The 14458-nt window shown below is 67.3% G+C and carries 14 protein-coding genes and 1 pseudogene; 8 read left to right on the plus strand and 7 right to left on the minus strand.

Features of this window, described 5'->3' with window-relative positions:
- Positions 1 to 725 (minus strand): alpha/beta hydrolase (locus JZ791_RS40330; RefSeq protein ID WP_308163415.1); only part of this gene is annotated, 725 nt, incomplete at its 3' end.
- Entirely contained in the window at positions 722 to 2092 is a 1371-nt protein-coding gene (locus JZ791_RS40335) for a flavin-containing monooxygenase (protein WP_216902620.1), read from the minus strand. The genes JZ791_RS40335 and JZ791_RS40330, both read right to left, overlap by 4 nt.
- Positions 2093 to 2190: 98 nt before the next feature.
- Here JZ791_RS40335 and JZ791_RS40340 point away from each other — a divergent pair, with 98 nt between their 5' ends.
- Positions 2191 to 2829, plus strand: a complete 639-nt coding sequence (locus JZ791_RS40340; protein WP_216902622.1) for a TetR/AcrR family transcriptional regulator — start codon at positions 2191 to 2193, stop codon at positions 2827 to 2829.
- A gap of 71 nt (positions 2830 to 2900) precedes the next feature.
- Complete coding sequence (locus tag JZ791_RS40345) at positions 2901 to 3578, plus strand: TetR/AcrR family transcriptional regulator C-terminal domain-containing protein (protein WP_216902624.1); 678 nt, start codon at positions 2901 to 2903, stop codon at positions 3576 to 3578.
- A gap of 160 nt (positions 3579 to 3738) precedes the next feature.
- Here JZ791_RS40345 and JZ791_RS40350 read toward each other — a convergent pair whose 3' ends face one another.
- A complete protein-coding gene (locus JZ791_RS40350) occupies positions 3739 to 4866 on the minus strand; it encodes an NDMA-dependent alcohol dehydrogenase (protein WP_216902626.1) in 1128 nt (375 codons plus the stop codon).
- 196 nt (positions 4867 to 5062) lie between these two features.
- Here JZ791_RS40350 and JZ791_RS40355 point away from each other — a divergent pair, with 196 nt between their 5' ends.
- Positions 5063 to 6118 (plus strand): TIGR03857 family LLM class F420-dependent oxidoreductase, encoded by a 1056-nt coding sequence (locus tag JZ791_RS40355; RefSeq protein WP_216902627.1) that lies wholly within the window; start codon positions 5063 to 5065, stop codon positions 6116 to 6118.
- A 20-nt stretch (positions 6119 to 6138) separates the two neighbouring features.
- Here the strand turns inward: JZ791_RS40355 and JZ791_RS40360 are convergent, their stop codons facing one another.
- From JZ791_RS40360 to JZ791_RS40375, 4 genes are all read right to left on the minus strand, one after another.
- Positions 6139 to 8010, minus strand: a complete 1872-nt coding sequence (locus tag JZ791_RS40360; RefSeq protein WP_216902628.1) for a serine/threonine-protein kinase — start codon at positions 8008 to 8010, stop codon at positions 6139 to 6141.
- A 164-nt stretch (positions 8011 to 8174) separates the two neighbouring features.
- Positions 8175 to 8588, minus strand: coding sequence for a YjbQ family protein (locus JZ791_RS40365; RefSeq protein ID WP_216902629.1), 414 nt, complete (start codon positions 8586 to 8588; stop codon positions 8175 to 8177).
- A 96-nt stretch (positions 8589 to 8684) separates the two neighbouring features.
- Positions 8685 to 9434 carry an SDR family oxidoreductase gene (locus tag JZ791_RS40370; protein WP_216902630.1) on the minus strand — a complete coding sequence of 250 codons (750 nt, stop codon included), beginning with the start codon at positions 9432 to 9434 and terminating at the stop codon, positions 8685 to 8687.
- Positions 9435 to 9462: 28 nt separating this feature from the next.
- Positions 9463 to 10932 (minus strand): aldehyde dehydrogenase, encoded by a 1470-nt coding sequence (locus JZ791_RS40375; RefSeq protein WP_216902631.1) that lies wholly within the window; start codon positions 10930 to 10932, stop codon positions 9463 to 9465.
- Between the two features lie 206 nt (positions 10933 to 11138).
- Here JZ791_RS40375 and JZ791_RS40380 point away from each other — a divergent pair, with 206 nt between their 5' ends.
- From JZ791_RS40380 to JZ791_RS40400, 5 genes and pseudogenes are all read left to right on the plus strand, one after another.
- Entirely contained in the window at positions 11139 to 12344 is a 1206-nt protein-coding gene (locus tag JZ791_RS40380) for a cytochrome P450 (protein WP_216902632.1), read from the plus strand.
- Positions 12344 to 13123: an SDR family oxidoreductase gene (locus JZ791_RS40385; RefSeq protein ID WP_216902633.1), complete on the plus strand. Its 780-nt coding sequence runs from the start codon at positions 12344 to 12346 to the stop codon at positions 13121 to 13123. The genes JZ791_RS40380 and JZ791_RS40385 overlap by 1 nt, the downstream gene beginning before the upstream one ends.
- The gene (locus JZ791_RS40390; RefSeq protein WP_216902634.1) at positions 13120 to 13317 is read left to right on the plus strand and encodes a ferredoxin; all 198 of its coding nucleotides are present in this window, start codon (positions 13120 to 13122) and stop codon (positions 13315 to 13317) included. Before JZ791_RS40385 ends, JZ791_RS40390 begins: the two co-directional genes overlap by 4 nt.
- Before the next feature lie 32 nt (positions 13318 to 13349).
- Complete coding sequence (locus JZ791_RS40395) at positions 13350 to 13898, plus strand: nuclear transport factor 2 family protein (RefSeq protein ID WP_216902636.1); 549 nt, start codon at positions 13350 to 13352, stop codon at positions 13896 to 13898.
- A pseudogene (locus JZ791_RS40400) lies at positions 13895 to 14458 on the plus strand (hypothetical protein); the annotation flags it as partial. The gene JZ791_RS40395 and the pseudogene JZ791_RS40400, both read left to right, overlap by 4 nt.

Consider the following 14458-nt stretch of genomic DNA (forward strand, 5'->3'; position numbering starts at 1 on the left):
GCGGTGATGCGGGCGGCGCGGCGGGCCGCGCGGTAGGCGCCGATCTCCAGGCCTACGGCGGCATCGACCGCGTTTTGCCAGGTCGGGCCGGCGACTGCCAGGTATTGCTCGTAGTAGCCGTCGGCGGTCAGGGCCGCGTACTCGCCGGGCTTGCCGACCAGTGGCATCATCGTCGGCTTGCCGCCCAGGCGTCCGGCCAGTGCGCTGCGGACCGCCTTGGCGCCTGAGCGGGCCACGGCCCCGACGCCGACCTGGGTCATGGCGGAGCGTCCGGCGGAGAGTCCGTCGATCATGGGGACCATCGCGACGACCGCGCAGACGTCGGCCCGGTCGGCCGCCAGGCTCAGCACGTGTCCGCCGGATTGGGATATGCCCCACAGCACGATCCGCCGCGCGTCGGCACCGGGCGCCCGGCCCGCCGCGGCGATGGCGGCGCGATAGTCCTCGACCTGTCCGGTGAGCGAGATCCGTTGGCGCGGTTGACCACCGGAGGCGCCGAAACCCCGATAGTCGAACGCGAAGACCGCCAGCCCGGATTCGGCGAGCCGACTCGCGAACGGCTCGAGGCCCGAATCCTTGGTGCCGCCGAAGCCGTGCGCCATCACGACCACCGGGACGCCCTCGCCCGAGGTGAACGGACCGCTCCCCGCAGGTTCGAAATACCATGCGTCGCACGTGGTTCCGTGCGATATGAACGAAAGTGCCCGATAGCTCGCCACTGTCACGCTCCCGCGCTCATCGGGGCGTCGGCGACCCCGGCCCACCGCGGACCACCGTCGCGGGCGGCACGCCGCTGTCCGGCCGGTATTTCGCGCGTGCGCATATCGTGTTCGTAGAGGAAGTAGTCGACCTGCTGGGTGTGCCGGGGCCGGTCCAGCATGTGCCCGGTGTAACGCTGCTGATCCGAGGCGATCACCCGGCGCATCTCGTGCGGCGCGGGCAGGCGGTACCGCCCGACCGCGTACGCGCCGATCAGACGCGCCTGGCATTCGACGAACGGGAACAGCGTCGGGGTGGATTGGGCGAAACCGGCGAACATCAGATCCTCGATACCGGGCACGAACATGCGCTTGTACAGGTCTATCCGGTTGTCCGGTGCGCTGATGAATTCCGGATCGAAAAAGGGAAAGGTGATGTTGTAGCCGGTGGCGTAGACGATGATGTCGAACTCGCCGCTGGTGCCGTCGGTGAAATGGACGGTCCGCCCGTCCAGCCGCGCGATATCGGGTTTCGCGAGCACGTCGCCGGAACCCAACCGCAGCGGCAGTTCCACCGACTGCGTCGGGTGCGCCTCGAAGAAATTGTGGTTGGGCGTGGGCAGCCCGTAATTCTCCGGCCGTCCCGCTGTCAGCGGCTGACCCCACTGCGCGATCTTGCGCTGCCAGGACAGCGGTATGTGCGGGCTGGTGCGGTAGTACTTGTCGGCAGGGCGGCCCGCGATGTATTTGGGCACGATCCACGCGCCCGACCGGGTGGACAGGCTCAGCGTGTTCCCGAGCGCCTTCGACGACAATTCCACCGCGATATCGGCCGCGCTGTTTCCGAGTCCGACGACCAGAATGCGCCGATTCGAGAAGTCCAGCGGCGTCCGCGGATCGATGTAGTGGTGCGCGTGCAACGTCTCGCCGGTGAATTCCCCGGGGAAATCCGGATAGCGCGGATCCCAGTGATGCCCGTTGGCCACCACCAGCAGATCGAACCGTCGCGTCCCGGTGCGCTCGGTGTCCAGCTCCCAGCCGCCGCCCGGCAGCCGGCGCGCGCTGAGCACCCCGTTGCGGAACTCGATGTGCTCGCCCAGCCCGAACGCCGCGCAGTAGTCGTCCAGATACCGCTTGATCTGAGTGTGGTGCGGAAAGTCCGGATAGTCCTGTGGCATAGGAAAATCGCGGAACGACAGCTGATGCTTCGAGGTGTCGATGTGCAGCGACCGATAGGCGCTGGAATGACCGTTCGGATTGCCGAACGCCCAGTTGCCGCCCACTCGATCGGAGGATTCGAAGCAGGCGAGGGGCACGCCGTAGTCCGAGAGCATCTTGCTCGCGGTCAACCCGCTGATACCAGCGCCGATGACGGCCGTACGCGGTAGGTGCATCGCAGATCCTTTCCAGGTGTAGACAGATTTTAGAATCTGTCTACACCCCGGTAGCATGTCAGATCCCCGGACGCATTGCTACGGTTTTCCAGGAATCAATGGCGTGGCGCGGTGAGCGGGCACGAAAGGCAGGCGTGACCGAAACACAGGAACTCGGCGTGGTCGACCGCCTCCTCGACGCGGCGCAGAAGCTGCTGGCCCGCAAGGGCATTCGCGCGACCACCGTCAGCGAGGTGGCCGAGGAGGCCGGGGTCTCGCGCGCCTGGCTGTATCGGCACTTTCCCGACAAGGCGTCGCTGCTCGGCGCGGCCATCGTCCGCCTCACCGATGCGTTCTCGGCCGAGGCGCATGCGGCACTCGGCGCGGTGGACACGTTCGCCGAGCAGTTGGCGGTCGGCGTGCGCGTCGGGCGCGGGGTCTACGAGGATCCGGGTGCGCTGGTGATGCGGTTGCGCACGGCCGAGCCGGAGGAGTTCGCGGCCTGCGCGGGTGCGGCCGTCTCGGGACTGGTCCCCGATCTGGCGGCGTTCTGGCGTCCCTATGTGGACGCCGCGATCGACCGAGGCGAGATCCATCCCCGTCACGACCCGGCCGAGGTCGCCGAATGGGTGGCCCGGGTGCTGATCAGCCTGGGCACCGTACCCGGCGAGACCATCGACTCCGACGATCCCCGGGCGCTGTTGCGGCATATGCGGCGTTTCGTGATGCCCGGCCTGCTCTCCGATCCGAATCGCTGATCGCTTGCCTCCGCCTCGAGACGAGACCTTATGAACGTAATTATGAAAACTCCGTTGATAAACTGACGCCGATGACGACCAGCGATCCGATGTCCCGGCGCGGCCGCCCGCCGCGCATCGACAAGAGCGCGATCACCGAGGCGGTGCTGGCGATCGGCACCGCCAACGTCACCATGCGCGGGGTCGCGCAGCACCTCGGCGTGAGCCTGCCCGGGCTCTATCACCACGTGAAGAACCAGGACGAGTTGCTGCGGCTGGCCACCCAGGCCGCGTTCGCCCAATGTCCGCCGCCGCGGTACACCGGCGAACATTGGGCAACCTGGTTACACGCCTACGCGTCGTACATTCGTACGGTGCTCGTGGCCGAACCCGCGCTGGTGGAGAAGTTCGTCGGCGGCGGCGTGCCCGTCGACGGGGAGATGGAGTACATCGCGCACGCTCTCGATACGCTGTGCGAGCAGGGGCTGACGCCCGACGAGGCGATCACGGTGCTCGGAGCGGTCACCGCGATGGCGATCGGCAGTGCCAGCGAGACGCATCGCGAAAACGTGCACGCCGGGCGCGGGCACCCGTGGCTGGCGCGAATCTTCCAGCTCACCGCGCGCAGCGACCCGTCTCGGTATCCCGCCTTGCGCGCCCTGGCCAATTCCGGCTACGACCCGTTCGACGAGCCCACATTCCATGAGCGAATCGCGTTGCTGCTCAGCGGGATAGCGACACAGTACGGCTTGCCGCCCGAACCGGGATAGGACTTCACAATCGCAGGCCCGCCCGGAACCTCTTCGTACCCTGCCGTCGTAGCCGAGTTCGTCTGCGGCCCTACAGATTTCGACCGCCTCCGCCAGAGGTGAAGATCCCGTGCCGAGGTAGAACTTCACACCGGAGGACGGAGGCGTCGCGTCCTTCGGATTATCGATCCGCGTCGGTGAACCGGATTACGCCGCGAATGTTGCGGCCCTCGAGCATATCCCGATATCCGTCGTTGATCTGGTCGAGGCTGTATTCCCGGGTGACCATGTCGTCGAGGTTGAGCTTGCCGGCCTTGTACATCGACAGCAGATGCGGAATGTCGTACTGCGGGTTGCCGCCGCCGAAAATGGTGCCCTTCAGGCTCTTCTGCAGCAATGTCAGCATCGCCAGGTTCAGGGTCGTCTGGTTGTCCTCCAGGCGGCCCATCGCCGTCAGCACGCAGGTGCCCGCCTTGGCGGTGATGCCCATCCAGGTGTCGACATCCTTGCCGTGGACCTCGCCGACCGTCACGATGACCTTCCTGGCCATCCCGCCCGCGGTGATCTCGGCAGCCCCGGCGGTGGCGGCTTCCACGGTCTCGTAGGCGTGGGTCGCGCCGAACTTCAGCGCCTGTTCACGCTTCCACGCGATCGGATCCACCGCGAAGATGTACCGCGCACCCGCGGCGACCACGCCCTGCAGCGCCGACATCCCGACACCACCGAGCCCGATGACGGCCACGTCCTCTCCCGGCCGCACGTCGGCGGTGCGCACCGCCGAGCCGTAACCGGTGGTGACACCGCACCCCACCAGGCAGGCCACCTCGAACGGGATCGACGGGTCGATCTTCACCACCGAGGTCTTGTGCACGACCATGTACGGCGCGAACGTGCCCAGCAGGCTCATCGGGTACACGTCCTGCCCGCGCGCCTGGACACGGAACGATCCGTCGGAGACCGAGGCGCCGCCGAGCAGGCCCGCGCCGAGATCACAGAGATTACGCAGCCCGGCCTGACACGAGGGGCACTTGCCGCAGGACGGAATGAACGACAACACCACATGGTCGCCCGGCGCGAGATCCTCCACGCCCGGGCCGACGTCGGTGACGATGCCAGCCCCCTCGTGCCCGCCCAGCACGGGGAAACCCATCATCGGGATGCCGCCCGTCACCAAGTGGTGGTCGGAGTGGCACATGCCGGCGGTTTCCATCCGGATCGCGACCTCGTCGCGACGGGGGTCACCGATATCGATCTCCTCGATCTGCCACGGCTTGTTGAATTCCCACAGCAGCGCGCCTTTGGTTCTCATGGCACCTCGAACTTCGTAGAAAGGGTGGTTCGGTTGTACCGCAACGGCGTCCCGTCGAGGTATGAAATGCGCAATCTCGTCGCTACGGCTGACGGGCGACGCGTACGGCCTCATATATTGACACGTGTTCTACCTTTCGATAGAAGTTATCACAATACATCTGGTATGACGTAGATCTCGATGGCAGGAGACCTGCATGACCACGACTGCTTTCGACGAGCTCGGCTACTACCTGCTCGCCGGTGCGGGCGGAAAGGGCCCGGCAAGTCTGATCGATGAGGCGCGCCGCGGCGAGGAACTCGGATTCGGCACCGCCTTCATCTCCGAACGATGGAACGTCAAGGAGGCGTCGTCGCTCACCGGCGCCGCGTGCGCGGTCACCTCGCGCATGCGAATCACCACCGCCGCAACGAATCACAACACCCGGCACCCCCTCATCACCGGATCCTGGGCGAGCACCGTGCACCGCCTGTCCGGCGGCCGTTTCACCCTCGGCATCGGCCGTGGCATCGCCGCGATCTACTCGGGCTTCGGCATCCCCGCCGTCACCACGGCCCAGATGGAGGACTTCGCCGCGGTGATGCGCCGACTGTGGCACGGCGAGGCGATCATCAACCACGACGGTCCCATCGGGCACTACCCCGTCCTGTTCCTGGACCCCGACTTCGACGAGGACATCCGGCTGGCGATCGTCGGATTCGGCCCGCGCACACTGGCATTGGGCGGTCGAGCCTTCGACGACGTCATCCTGCACACCTATTTCACCCCGGAAACGCTGCAACGGTCCGTGCGGACCGTCAAAGACGCCGCGGAGAAGGCGGGACGCGATCCGGACACCGTCCGAGTCTGGTCCTGCCTGGCCACCGTCGGCGACCACCTCCCCGAACCTGTACGACTCCACAAGACCGTCGCCCGCCTGGCCACCTACCTCCAGGGCTACGGCGACCTGATGGTACGCACCAACGACTGGGATCCCGCTGTCCTGCAACGCTTCCGCGCCGACCCGGTGGTCCAATCGATCCCCGGCGGCATCGACCACAAAGCCACCGCCGACCAGATCGAGCACATCGCCACGCTGATCCCCGACACGTGGCTGGAACCTGCCGCCACGGGATCACCCCGGCAGTGCGCAGGCCGCGTGCACGAAGAATTCGACTACGGAGCGGACGCGGTGATCATGCACGGCGCCGGCCCCGACGAACTCGCCCCCGTCGTCACCGCCTATGCCGAGAGTCGGAACACGCATCGGTGACCCGGGATCGCGCAAGGCACTCACTTGCGCGGCATCAGCTTCACTACCGTGCCGTCGATGTCGGCGGCCAGGTAGGCGCCGCCGTACTCGTCGTTCAGATGGACCAGGAGAGTGGGTTTGTCGTCGTTGAAGGCCCATGACGGATCCACGATCACGTACCGCATGGTTGGCTTGGGAACACCGAGTTTCGCCTGCGCGGTCTGGAGCAGGGCGGGAAGCGTGCCCCAGGAGATGATGTCGAGATTCGCCGTGTCCTCGCCGTCCATCTCGCCGCCGGCGCCCTCTCTGCTGGCCTTGCCGTCGCGATAGATGAAGTTGTCGTACTCGGTGGGTTGGTTGTGAACCGGGGCGCCGGTATTCACGTATGTCGGATAGATGGTGGTCTCGGTGAATTGTTGTCCGCCGGTAGCCTGTTCGAGGGCGGCGATGGCCTGGCGCACACCCGTGGGGGTGAGCAGGTCGGTCGTCTGCTGCCCGCCGGGTGCGGTCGTCATGCCCGGGATGTTGCCAGGGGTCGCGGGATCTGCTGTAGCCGGGGATGTCACGGCGGAGTCCGGCCCGCTCGCATCCGAGCCGCCGGCCTGCTGCCACACCAGTACGGCGGCGACCGCCGCGGCCACGACGACGATCGCCGATCCCGCGCCGATCCAGATCCCTCTGCGACGCGGTGTGGCGATTGCGTGGGGCGGCGGCACCGTCGCGTGGGGCGGCATTGCCCCGTGCGGCGGCATCGTCCCGTGCGGCGGCATTGATGTGTCCGGAGCCATTGTCGCGTGCGGAGGCAGTGACACTTGCTGCGGCATCGACAGTTGCTGCGGCATCGATGTTTGCCGCGAAACTGACGCATGCGGCGAAACTGACGCGGGTGGCGGCACCGACGCGGGCGACGAGACCGTCGTGTGCAAAGGCATCGCGACGTGCGGCGGCCCCATCGTGCGCGGCGAAACCGACGCGGGCGACGAGATCGTCGTAGGCGGCGGCATTGTCGCGGGCGACGACCCGGAATACGCCGCATTCGCCCCGTACGGCGTCCGCGGCGACCCGGAAGAAACGGAGTCCACCGGCACCGCCGCCCACGATCCCGAAATCACCTGGGCCAGCATCGAATCGACCTGGCCCAGCAGAGGGCGGCGGTCCGGGTCGGGAGTCAGCAGGGCGCGCAGTACCGGGGTCAGCGGGCCGGCCTGCCGGATCTCGGGCACCTCCCCCTTCATGACGGCCGCGATCGAGGCGATCGAGGTTTCCCGCCGCATCGGCTGATACCCCTCGACCGCGGCGAACAGCAGCAGCCCCAGCGACCACAGATCCGACGCCGGATGCCCCTCCACACCGGTGAGCCGTTCCGGCGCGACGTATTCCAGCGAGCCGAGCACGATGCCGGTCGAGGTCAAACTCTCCTGACCGGCGATCGCGGCGATGCCGAAGTCGGTGAGCACCGGCGAATCATCCTCACGCAGCAACACATTCGCCGGCTTGATATCGCGATGCTGAACCCCCACCGCATGCGCCGCGCGCAGCCCGGCCAGCAACCCGCGGCCGATCTGCGCGACCCACGCCGGCGCCATCGGCCCGGCGGCCAGCCGATCGGCCAGCGAACCACCCCGGACCAACTCCATCACCAGCCACGGATGCGGTTCCGCGGGTGAATCGACAATATGATGGATGGCAACGACATTCGGGTGACCGATGCGAGCCAGCGCCCGCGCCTCCCGAAGCACGCGCTCGCGCTGCACATCCGCCGCCGCCCCCGATGCCTCGGCGAGCACCTCCTTCAGCGCCACTTGACGATGCAGTGCGCTGTCGTAAGCACGCCACACCGTCCCCATTCCCCCACTGCCGAGCGAGTCGATCAATTCGAAACGCCCGTCGACCATCGATCGACCTGAAACCACGGCGTCAGCTTAAGAGTTTCTCGCGGCGGACGCGACTACCGTTGCCGAGCCTCCCCGCCCAGGACGGCCCGCATCTTCATCGCAAACCTCGACGCTGAGAATCGAGTCGCCCGCACCATTCTCGCCGCATCCCACGCCTGCCCGCGGCAGTCGGGGCGGTGCGCTCATCCGGCCAGGAACGACAATCGCACCTGCCGGACGAGGTTGTCCACGTTGAGGTCGACCATCGCGACCGATTGCCAAGTGCCCAGCGCCATCTCACCGTGCAGGACCGGGATGCTCGCGTAGGGCGCGATCAGTGCGGGCATGACGTGTGAACGTCCGTGGCCAGGGGAGCCGTGGGCATGGCGCCAGCGGTCGTCGGCCGGGAGCAGGTCCCCGAGGGCGGCGAGCAGGTCGTCGTCGCTGCCCGCGCCCAGTTCGATCAGGGCGATGCCCGCGGTGGCGTGCGGGACGAACACGTGCAGCAGCCCGTCGCGCCCTGCCGCTGCCTCACGCAGGAAGGCCGAACAGTGGGGCGTGAGGTCGTGGACGACTTCATTGTGTCCCGTCTTCACTTCGATCACTGTGCTCTGCATATGTACATCGTCCACCCTGTCCCGGGGACGGAGAGATTCGCCCGGCAGTCCAATGCCGCTGCCGCCACCCACGACCGGCCAGGATCTGCCCCTCACTCACCGGATGATCTGGCCGCCATCGACGTTGAGGATATGGCCGGTGACCCAGCCCGCGTCGTCGGAGAGCAGATACAGGCAGGCGCCAACCAGGTCTTCCGGGGTGCCCATGCGCTTGATCGGGATGCGAGAGACCATGTCCTTCACGATATTTCCCGGCGTGACGGTCTGGGTGGCCTCGGTGTCGATCGGGCCCGGCGCGATCGCGTTGATGCGGATCTTGGATCCGCCGAGTTCGGTGGCCAACTGCTGGGTCAGGCCGTTGATGCCGACCTTCGCCAGCCCGTAGAATCCGGAGTACAGCCACGCGGCCGTGGAGGACTGATTGACGATCGACCCGCCGCCGGCCTTGACCATGTGCTGCCAGACCGCCCGGGTCACATTCAGCGCGCCGTCGAGGTTGACGCTCATGAACTTCTTGTAGTAATCCCACGGCACGGTCAGCAGCAGATCGAGCTTCATCTCGCCGTAGATGGCGGCGTTGTTGACCAGATGGTTGATCGCGCCGAACCGCTCGACGGTGAATTCCGCCAGGGCCATGGCAGATTCGGGATCCGAGACGTCGACGCGGTGGAATACGGCGGAGCCGCCGTCGGCGACGATCTGCTTCGCGACGGCTTCGCCGCGCTCGGCATTGAGGTCGGCGACAACGACATTGGCGCCCTCGGCCGCCAGCGCCTTGGCATAGACGGCGCCGATGCCCTGAGCGGCGCCGGTGACGATGGCGGTACGTCCGGTGAAACGAGACATGAGATTCTGACTCCTCGAGGTCGAAAGATTATGCGGGGGTGGCGATCAGCTTCGTTTCCAGGTACTCCTCGAATCCCGCGACACCCATTTCGCGGCCGATTCCGGATTGCTTGTAGCCGCCGAAGGGCGCGTCGGCGTGGTACCACAGCCCACCGTTCACGCTGAGCGTTCCGGTCCGCACCCCCGAGACGACCTGCTCGATCCGCTCGGCATCGGTCCCCCAGACCGCACCCGAGAGCCCGTAGGGCGATTCGTTGGCCAGGCGAACGGCATCGGCGTCACCGTCGTGCGGGACGACCACCAGCACCGGCCCGAAGATCTCCTCCTGCGCGACCGTCGCGGTGTTGGGAACATCGGCGATGAGGGTCGGCTCGACGAAGTATCCACACTCCCGACCGGCAGGCCGCCCGCCACCGACCACGATCCGCCCGCCCTCGGCGCGCGCGATATCGACGTACCGCTCGACGCGCTCGCGCTGGCGCGCGGAAATCAGTGGGCCGCAGACGGTTCCGGGATCGGTCGGATCTCCGGCGCGAATGCTCCCGAGGGTCCTGGCCGCCAGGGAGACCGCCTCGTCGTAGGCCGCGCGCGGCACCAGCATCCGGGTGGTCAGCGCGCACCCCTGACCGGCGTGCACCGCGACGGAGAACGCCGTGTACCCCACGGCCGCACCGATATCCGCGTCGTCGAGCACGATCGCGGCCGACTTGCCGCCGAGTTCGAGAAAGGTGCGCTTCAGAGTCGCCGACGCGCCGACCATCACCGAACGACCGGTCCGGGTGGACCCGGTGAAGGTGATCATGTCGACCCGCGGGTCGGCCACCAGCCGGGCGCCGAGCTCGTGATCGTCGGAGGTGACGATGTTGAGCACTCCGGCGGGAATGTCGGTGTGCTCCACGATCAGCGAGGCCAGCGCCGCCGCACACCAGGGCGTGTCCGGGGCGGGCTTGAGGACGACGGTATTACCGGCCGCGAGCGCCGGCCCCAGCTTCGCCAGGTTGATCTGATGCGGGAAGTTCCACGGGGTGATCGCACCGACGACGCCGACGGCTTCCCGGCGCAGCACCCGGTGGCTGGCGATGCCCATCTGCTTGGCATCGCCGAGATCGGTTCGCCAGCTGTAGTTTTCGGCCAGATCGGCGGCGAAGGACAGATCACCGACCGGTCCTTCCAGCTGCGGGCCGCTGGTCAGCATCACGGGCGCGCCGGCCTCCGCGATGGTGATCGCGCGCAGATCCTCGATGTTCTCGCGCATGGCGTCTCGTAATTGGCGCAGGCAGTGCGCGCGGAACGCGTGGTCGCGGGACCAATCGGTGGTGTCGAAGGCGGTGCGGGCCGCGCCGATCGCCGCGTCCAGGTCCTCGGCGGACGCGTTGGCGGCCTCGCCGAGCACCTCCTCGGTCGCGGGGTTGATCGTCGCGAAGGTCCCCATCCCGCCGGCGACCAGCCGGCCATCGATCAGCAGAGGGGTTCCGCCCGCGGGGACGAGACCATTCATCGAATCCTCCGAATAGTGTCTGGACAGTTGTTCGGAATATAGTTCCGGTGACGAGAAGGCACAAGTGCACACCCTTATGCCCTCACCCATTGAGACGGACCACTGTCAGTGATACCGTCCAGACACATGTCCAGCTATGTGTCTTCCGCTGACGGGTCATCGGCCCACTCCCGGAGGTCTACACGATCGACTGCGAGGTATGCGTGATGACTTCCACCGAACTGGAGCCGTTCACGTTCGACCCCTACGACTACCGGTTCCACGACGACCCGTACCCGACGTATCAGCGCCTGCGCACCGAGGCGCCGCTGTACTACAACCCGGACCTGAACTTCTGGGCGTTGTCCCGGCACGCGGACGTCATCGCCGCCTTCCGCGACAACGTTCGCCTGTCCAGCGCCAACGGGGTGTCCCTGGATCCGGCCGCCTGGGGTCCGCACGCGCATCGCACCATGTCCTTCCTGGCGATGGACGATCCGCGGCACATGCGGATGCGCAAGCTCGTCTACAAGGGCTTCACCCCGCGCCGGGTCACCGAACTGGACTCCCGCATCCACGAGTTGACGCTGCGACATCTGGAACCGGCGCTGGCCGGCGAAACCTTCGACTGGATCGAGGATTTCGCCGGGAAGCTGCCGATGGACGTGATCTCCGAGCTCATGGGCGTCCCCGCGCCGGATCGTGCCGAGATCCGCAAGCTGGCCGACCTCGTGGTGCACCGTGAGGACGGGGTGCTCGACGTGCCGCCCGCCGCGATCGACTCGTCGCTGCGCCTGATCGCCTACTACAGCGACATGGTCACCGAGCGTCGCCGCACCCCCACCGAGGACCTCACCTCCGCCCTGCTCGACGCCGAGATCGACGGGGACCGGCTGACCGACGAGGAGATCATCGGCTTCATGTTCCTGATGGTGGTGGCGGGTAACGAGACCACCACCAAACTCCTGGGCAACGCGCTGTTCTGGGCCGCCCGCAACCCCGGCGAATACGCCAAGGTCGCCGCGGACCAGGAGCTCGTCCCCGACTGGGTCGAGGAGACCCTGCGGTACGACACCTCGAGCCAGATCGTCGCGCGCAGCGCCGCGACCGATATCGAGATGCACGGCGCGAGCATTCCCGCCGGCTCGAAGGTGCTGCTGCTGATCGGTTCGGCCAACCGGGATTCGGAGGTGTTCGAGGACGGCGACACCTTCCTCATCGACCGCGCCGCCAAGGGCAACCTGGCGAGTTTCGGTGCGGGAGTGCACTTCTGCCTCGGCGCCCACCTGGCCCGCCTCGAAACCACCATCGCACTGCGCGAATTCGCCGCCCGCGTGCGCGGCTACCACCTGGTCGAGGACGGCATCGAGCGCGTGCACTCGACCAACGTCCGCGGCTTCGCCCATCTTCCCATCACCGTGGAGGTCCGTTGATGCCACGATTCGAACCCCAGCCCGCACGACGACCGGCCCTGATCGCCGGCGCCTCCTCCGGAATCGGGGCCGCCACCGCCGAGGCGCTCGCCGAAGCCGGCCATCCGGTGGCTCTGGGCGCACGGCGCACGGATCAGTGCGAGGCGCTCGCCGAGAAGATCCGCAGCGCCGGTGGCGAGGCCGTCGCACACCGCCTCGACGTCACCGACACGGCATCGGTCGACGAGTTCGTCACGGCGGCCGAATCCGCCCTCGGCCCAACGGAAATCGTGGTGACCGGCGCGGGAGACCTCCAGTTCTCCCTGATCCACGAGATGACGCCCGATCAGTTCGGCGCGCAGGTCGATGTCCACCTGCTGGGTGTGCAACGCCTCGTGCACCGGGTCGTGCCCGATATGATCGGGCGCCGGCGTGGGGATTTCGTCATGATCAGCTCGGACACCTCGCACTCGCCCCGGCCGCGGATGGGCGCCTATCCCGCGGCCAAATCCGCCGTGGAGGCCATGGCTCGGCAGATGGCGATGGAACTCGAGGGCACCGGCGTGCGCGCCTCCATCGTGCGGCCCGGCCCCACCATGACCGGAATGGGCATGGACACCACCGAGGAGATCATCGGCCCGGTCCTCGAGGACTGGTCGAGGTGGGGTTTCGCACGCCATCCGGAAATGCTGCGGGCGGTGAACCTGGCCACGGCCATCGTCGCGGTGGTGTCTGCCCCGCGCGGCGCCCATATCCAACTCACCGAACTGCGACCAGAGGCCCAGGTGAGCAGCCCGTGAAGATCACCGCCGACCTGGATCTGTGTCAGGGCCACGCCGTCTGCCAGGCGGAGGCGCCCGAATTCTTCGACGTGCCCAGTCGGGGCACGGTCGAGGTGCTGAATCGGCATCCTGAACCGGAGGCCCGCGAGGCGGTCGAGCGCGCCGTGCGCTACTGCCCCACCCAGGCCCTGATGATCACCGAAGACGATTGACCTCCCCATCCGGATTCGAAAGGACAACTACCATGGCTGGTTTCGACCGCGCCGAGCTCGACGAGATGGTGAGCCGCTGGTTGCAGGCCAACAAGGATTGCGAGGCCGCGGGCGACTGGCGGCCGCTCGCGGAGTACTACACCGAGGACGCCACCTACGGCTGGAACTACGGCCCGAAGCAGGAGTTCATGGCGGTGGGCCGCGACGAGATCCGCGATATCGCAGTCGGTTTGGAGATGGACGGCCTGGAAGGGTGGGCCTACCCCTATCAGGATTGGGTCATCGACGATCGCTCCGGCAACCTCATCGGGTTGTGGAAGCAGGTCGCCGACGCCAAGCGCCCGGACGGCACCAACTACTCGCCCGCGGGGATCGGCGGCAGCTGGTTCCGCTACGGCGGCGACTTCCAATGGTCCTGGCAGCGCGACTTTTTCGACTTCGGCAATGTCAGTGCCCTGTTCATGGAGATGATCACGAACAACGCACTGTCGGACGGCATGAACAAGCGCATCCAGCGCGCGGCCTCCGGCCCGCTGCCCGGCTGGTACAAGATCGGCGAAGCGCCGGTGCCGCTGTGGTGACACCGGATTCCCAGCGGCACAGCGGCTTTGCCGACCTGAGCCGGGCCGAACTCGCCACCCTGGTGCCGGAGCTCCTGTTGAGCGGCCATCTGATCGACCGGTCCGGAATGGCGCACAGCATCGCCGCTTTCGGCCGGGAGGGCATGACGGCGATCGCCATCGAGGAATGGCAGGTGGCCAGCCCGGTCTACACCCGCCGGATGCAACGGGCCCTCGGCTTCGCCGGTGACGGCGTCGACACCATCTTCAAGGGACTCCAGCTCGACGTGGGCGCACCACCGCAGTTCATGGACTTCCGCTTCCGGGTGGACGACCACGATCACGGCGAATTCTGGCTCGACCACTGCGGCGCGCTGGCCGACGTCGAACCGATGGGCGAGTCGTATGTGCGCGCGATGTGCCACGACATCGAGGACCCGACCTTCGACGCGACGGCCCTCGCGACGAATCCCTATGCGCAGGTCCGGCCCATTCACCGCCCGCCCCGGGTGCCTGCCGACCGGCATCCGGTCTGCGCGTGGACGGTCGTCATCGACGCGGCGCACGTTCCCCCGCCCGTC

The sequence above is a fragment of the Nocardia alni genome, from assembly GCF_019038435.1.
In the GTDB taxonomy this organism is placed as follows: domain Bacteria; phylum Actinomycetota; class Actinomycetes; order Mycobacteriales; family Mycobacteriaceae; genus Nocardia; species Nocardia alni.

What these genes read in the sequence shown, in the direction of transcription:
- JZ791_RS40335 (WP_216902620.1), bottom strand. Translation starts at nt 2,092, where the DNA reads ATGCACCTACCGCGTACGGCCGTCATCGGCGCTGGTATCAGCGGGTTG.
- JZ791_RS40340 (WP_216902622.1), top strand. Translation starts at nt 2,191, where the DNA reads ATGGCGTGGCGCGGTGAGCGGGCACGAAAGGCAGGCGTGACCGAAACA.
- JZ791_RS40345 (WP_216902624.1), top strand. Translation starts at nt 2,901, where the DNA reads ATGACGACCAGCGATCCGATGTCCCGGCGCGGCCGCCCGCCGCGCATC.
- JZ791_RS40350 (WP_216902626.1), bottom strand. Translation starts at nt 4,866, where the DNA reads ATGAGAACCAAAGGCGCGCTGCTGTGGGAATTCAACAAGCCGTGGCAG.
- JZ791_RS40355 (WP_216902627.1), top strand. Translation starts at nt 5,063, where the DNA reads ATGACCACGACTGCTTTCGACGAGCTCGGCTACTACCTGCTCGCCGGT.
- JZ791_RS40365 (WP_216902629.1), bottom strand. Translation starts at nt 8,588, where the DNA reads ATGCAGAGCACAGTGATCGAAGTGAAGACGGGACACAATGAAGTCGTC.
- JZ791_RS40370 (WP_216902630.1), bottom strand. Translation starts at nt 9,434, where the DNA reads ATGTCTCGTTTCACCGGACGTACCGCCATCGTCACCGGCGCCGCTCAG.
- JZ791_RS40375 (WP_216902631.1), bottom strand. Translation starts at nt 10,932, where the DNA reads ATGAATGGTCTCGTCCCCGCGGGCGGAACCCCTCTGCTGATCGATGGC.
- JZ791_RS40380 (WP_216902632.1), top strand. Translation starts at nt 11,139, where the DNA reads ATGACTTCCACCGAACTGGAGCCGTTCACGTTCGACCCCTACGACTAC.
- JZ791_RS40385 (WP_216902633.1), top strand. Translation starts at nt 12,344, where the DNA reads ATGCCACGATTCGAACCCCAGCCCGCACGACGACCGGCCCTGATCGCC.
- JZ791_RS40395 (WP_216902636.1), top strand. Translation starts at nt 13,350, where the DNA reads ATGGCTGGTTTCGACCGCGCCGAGCTCGACGAGATGGTGAGCCGCTGG.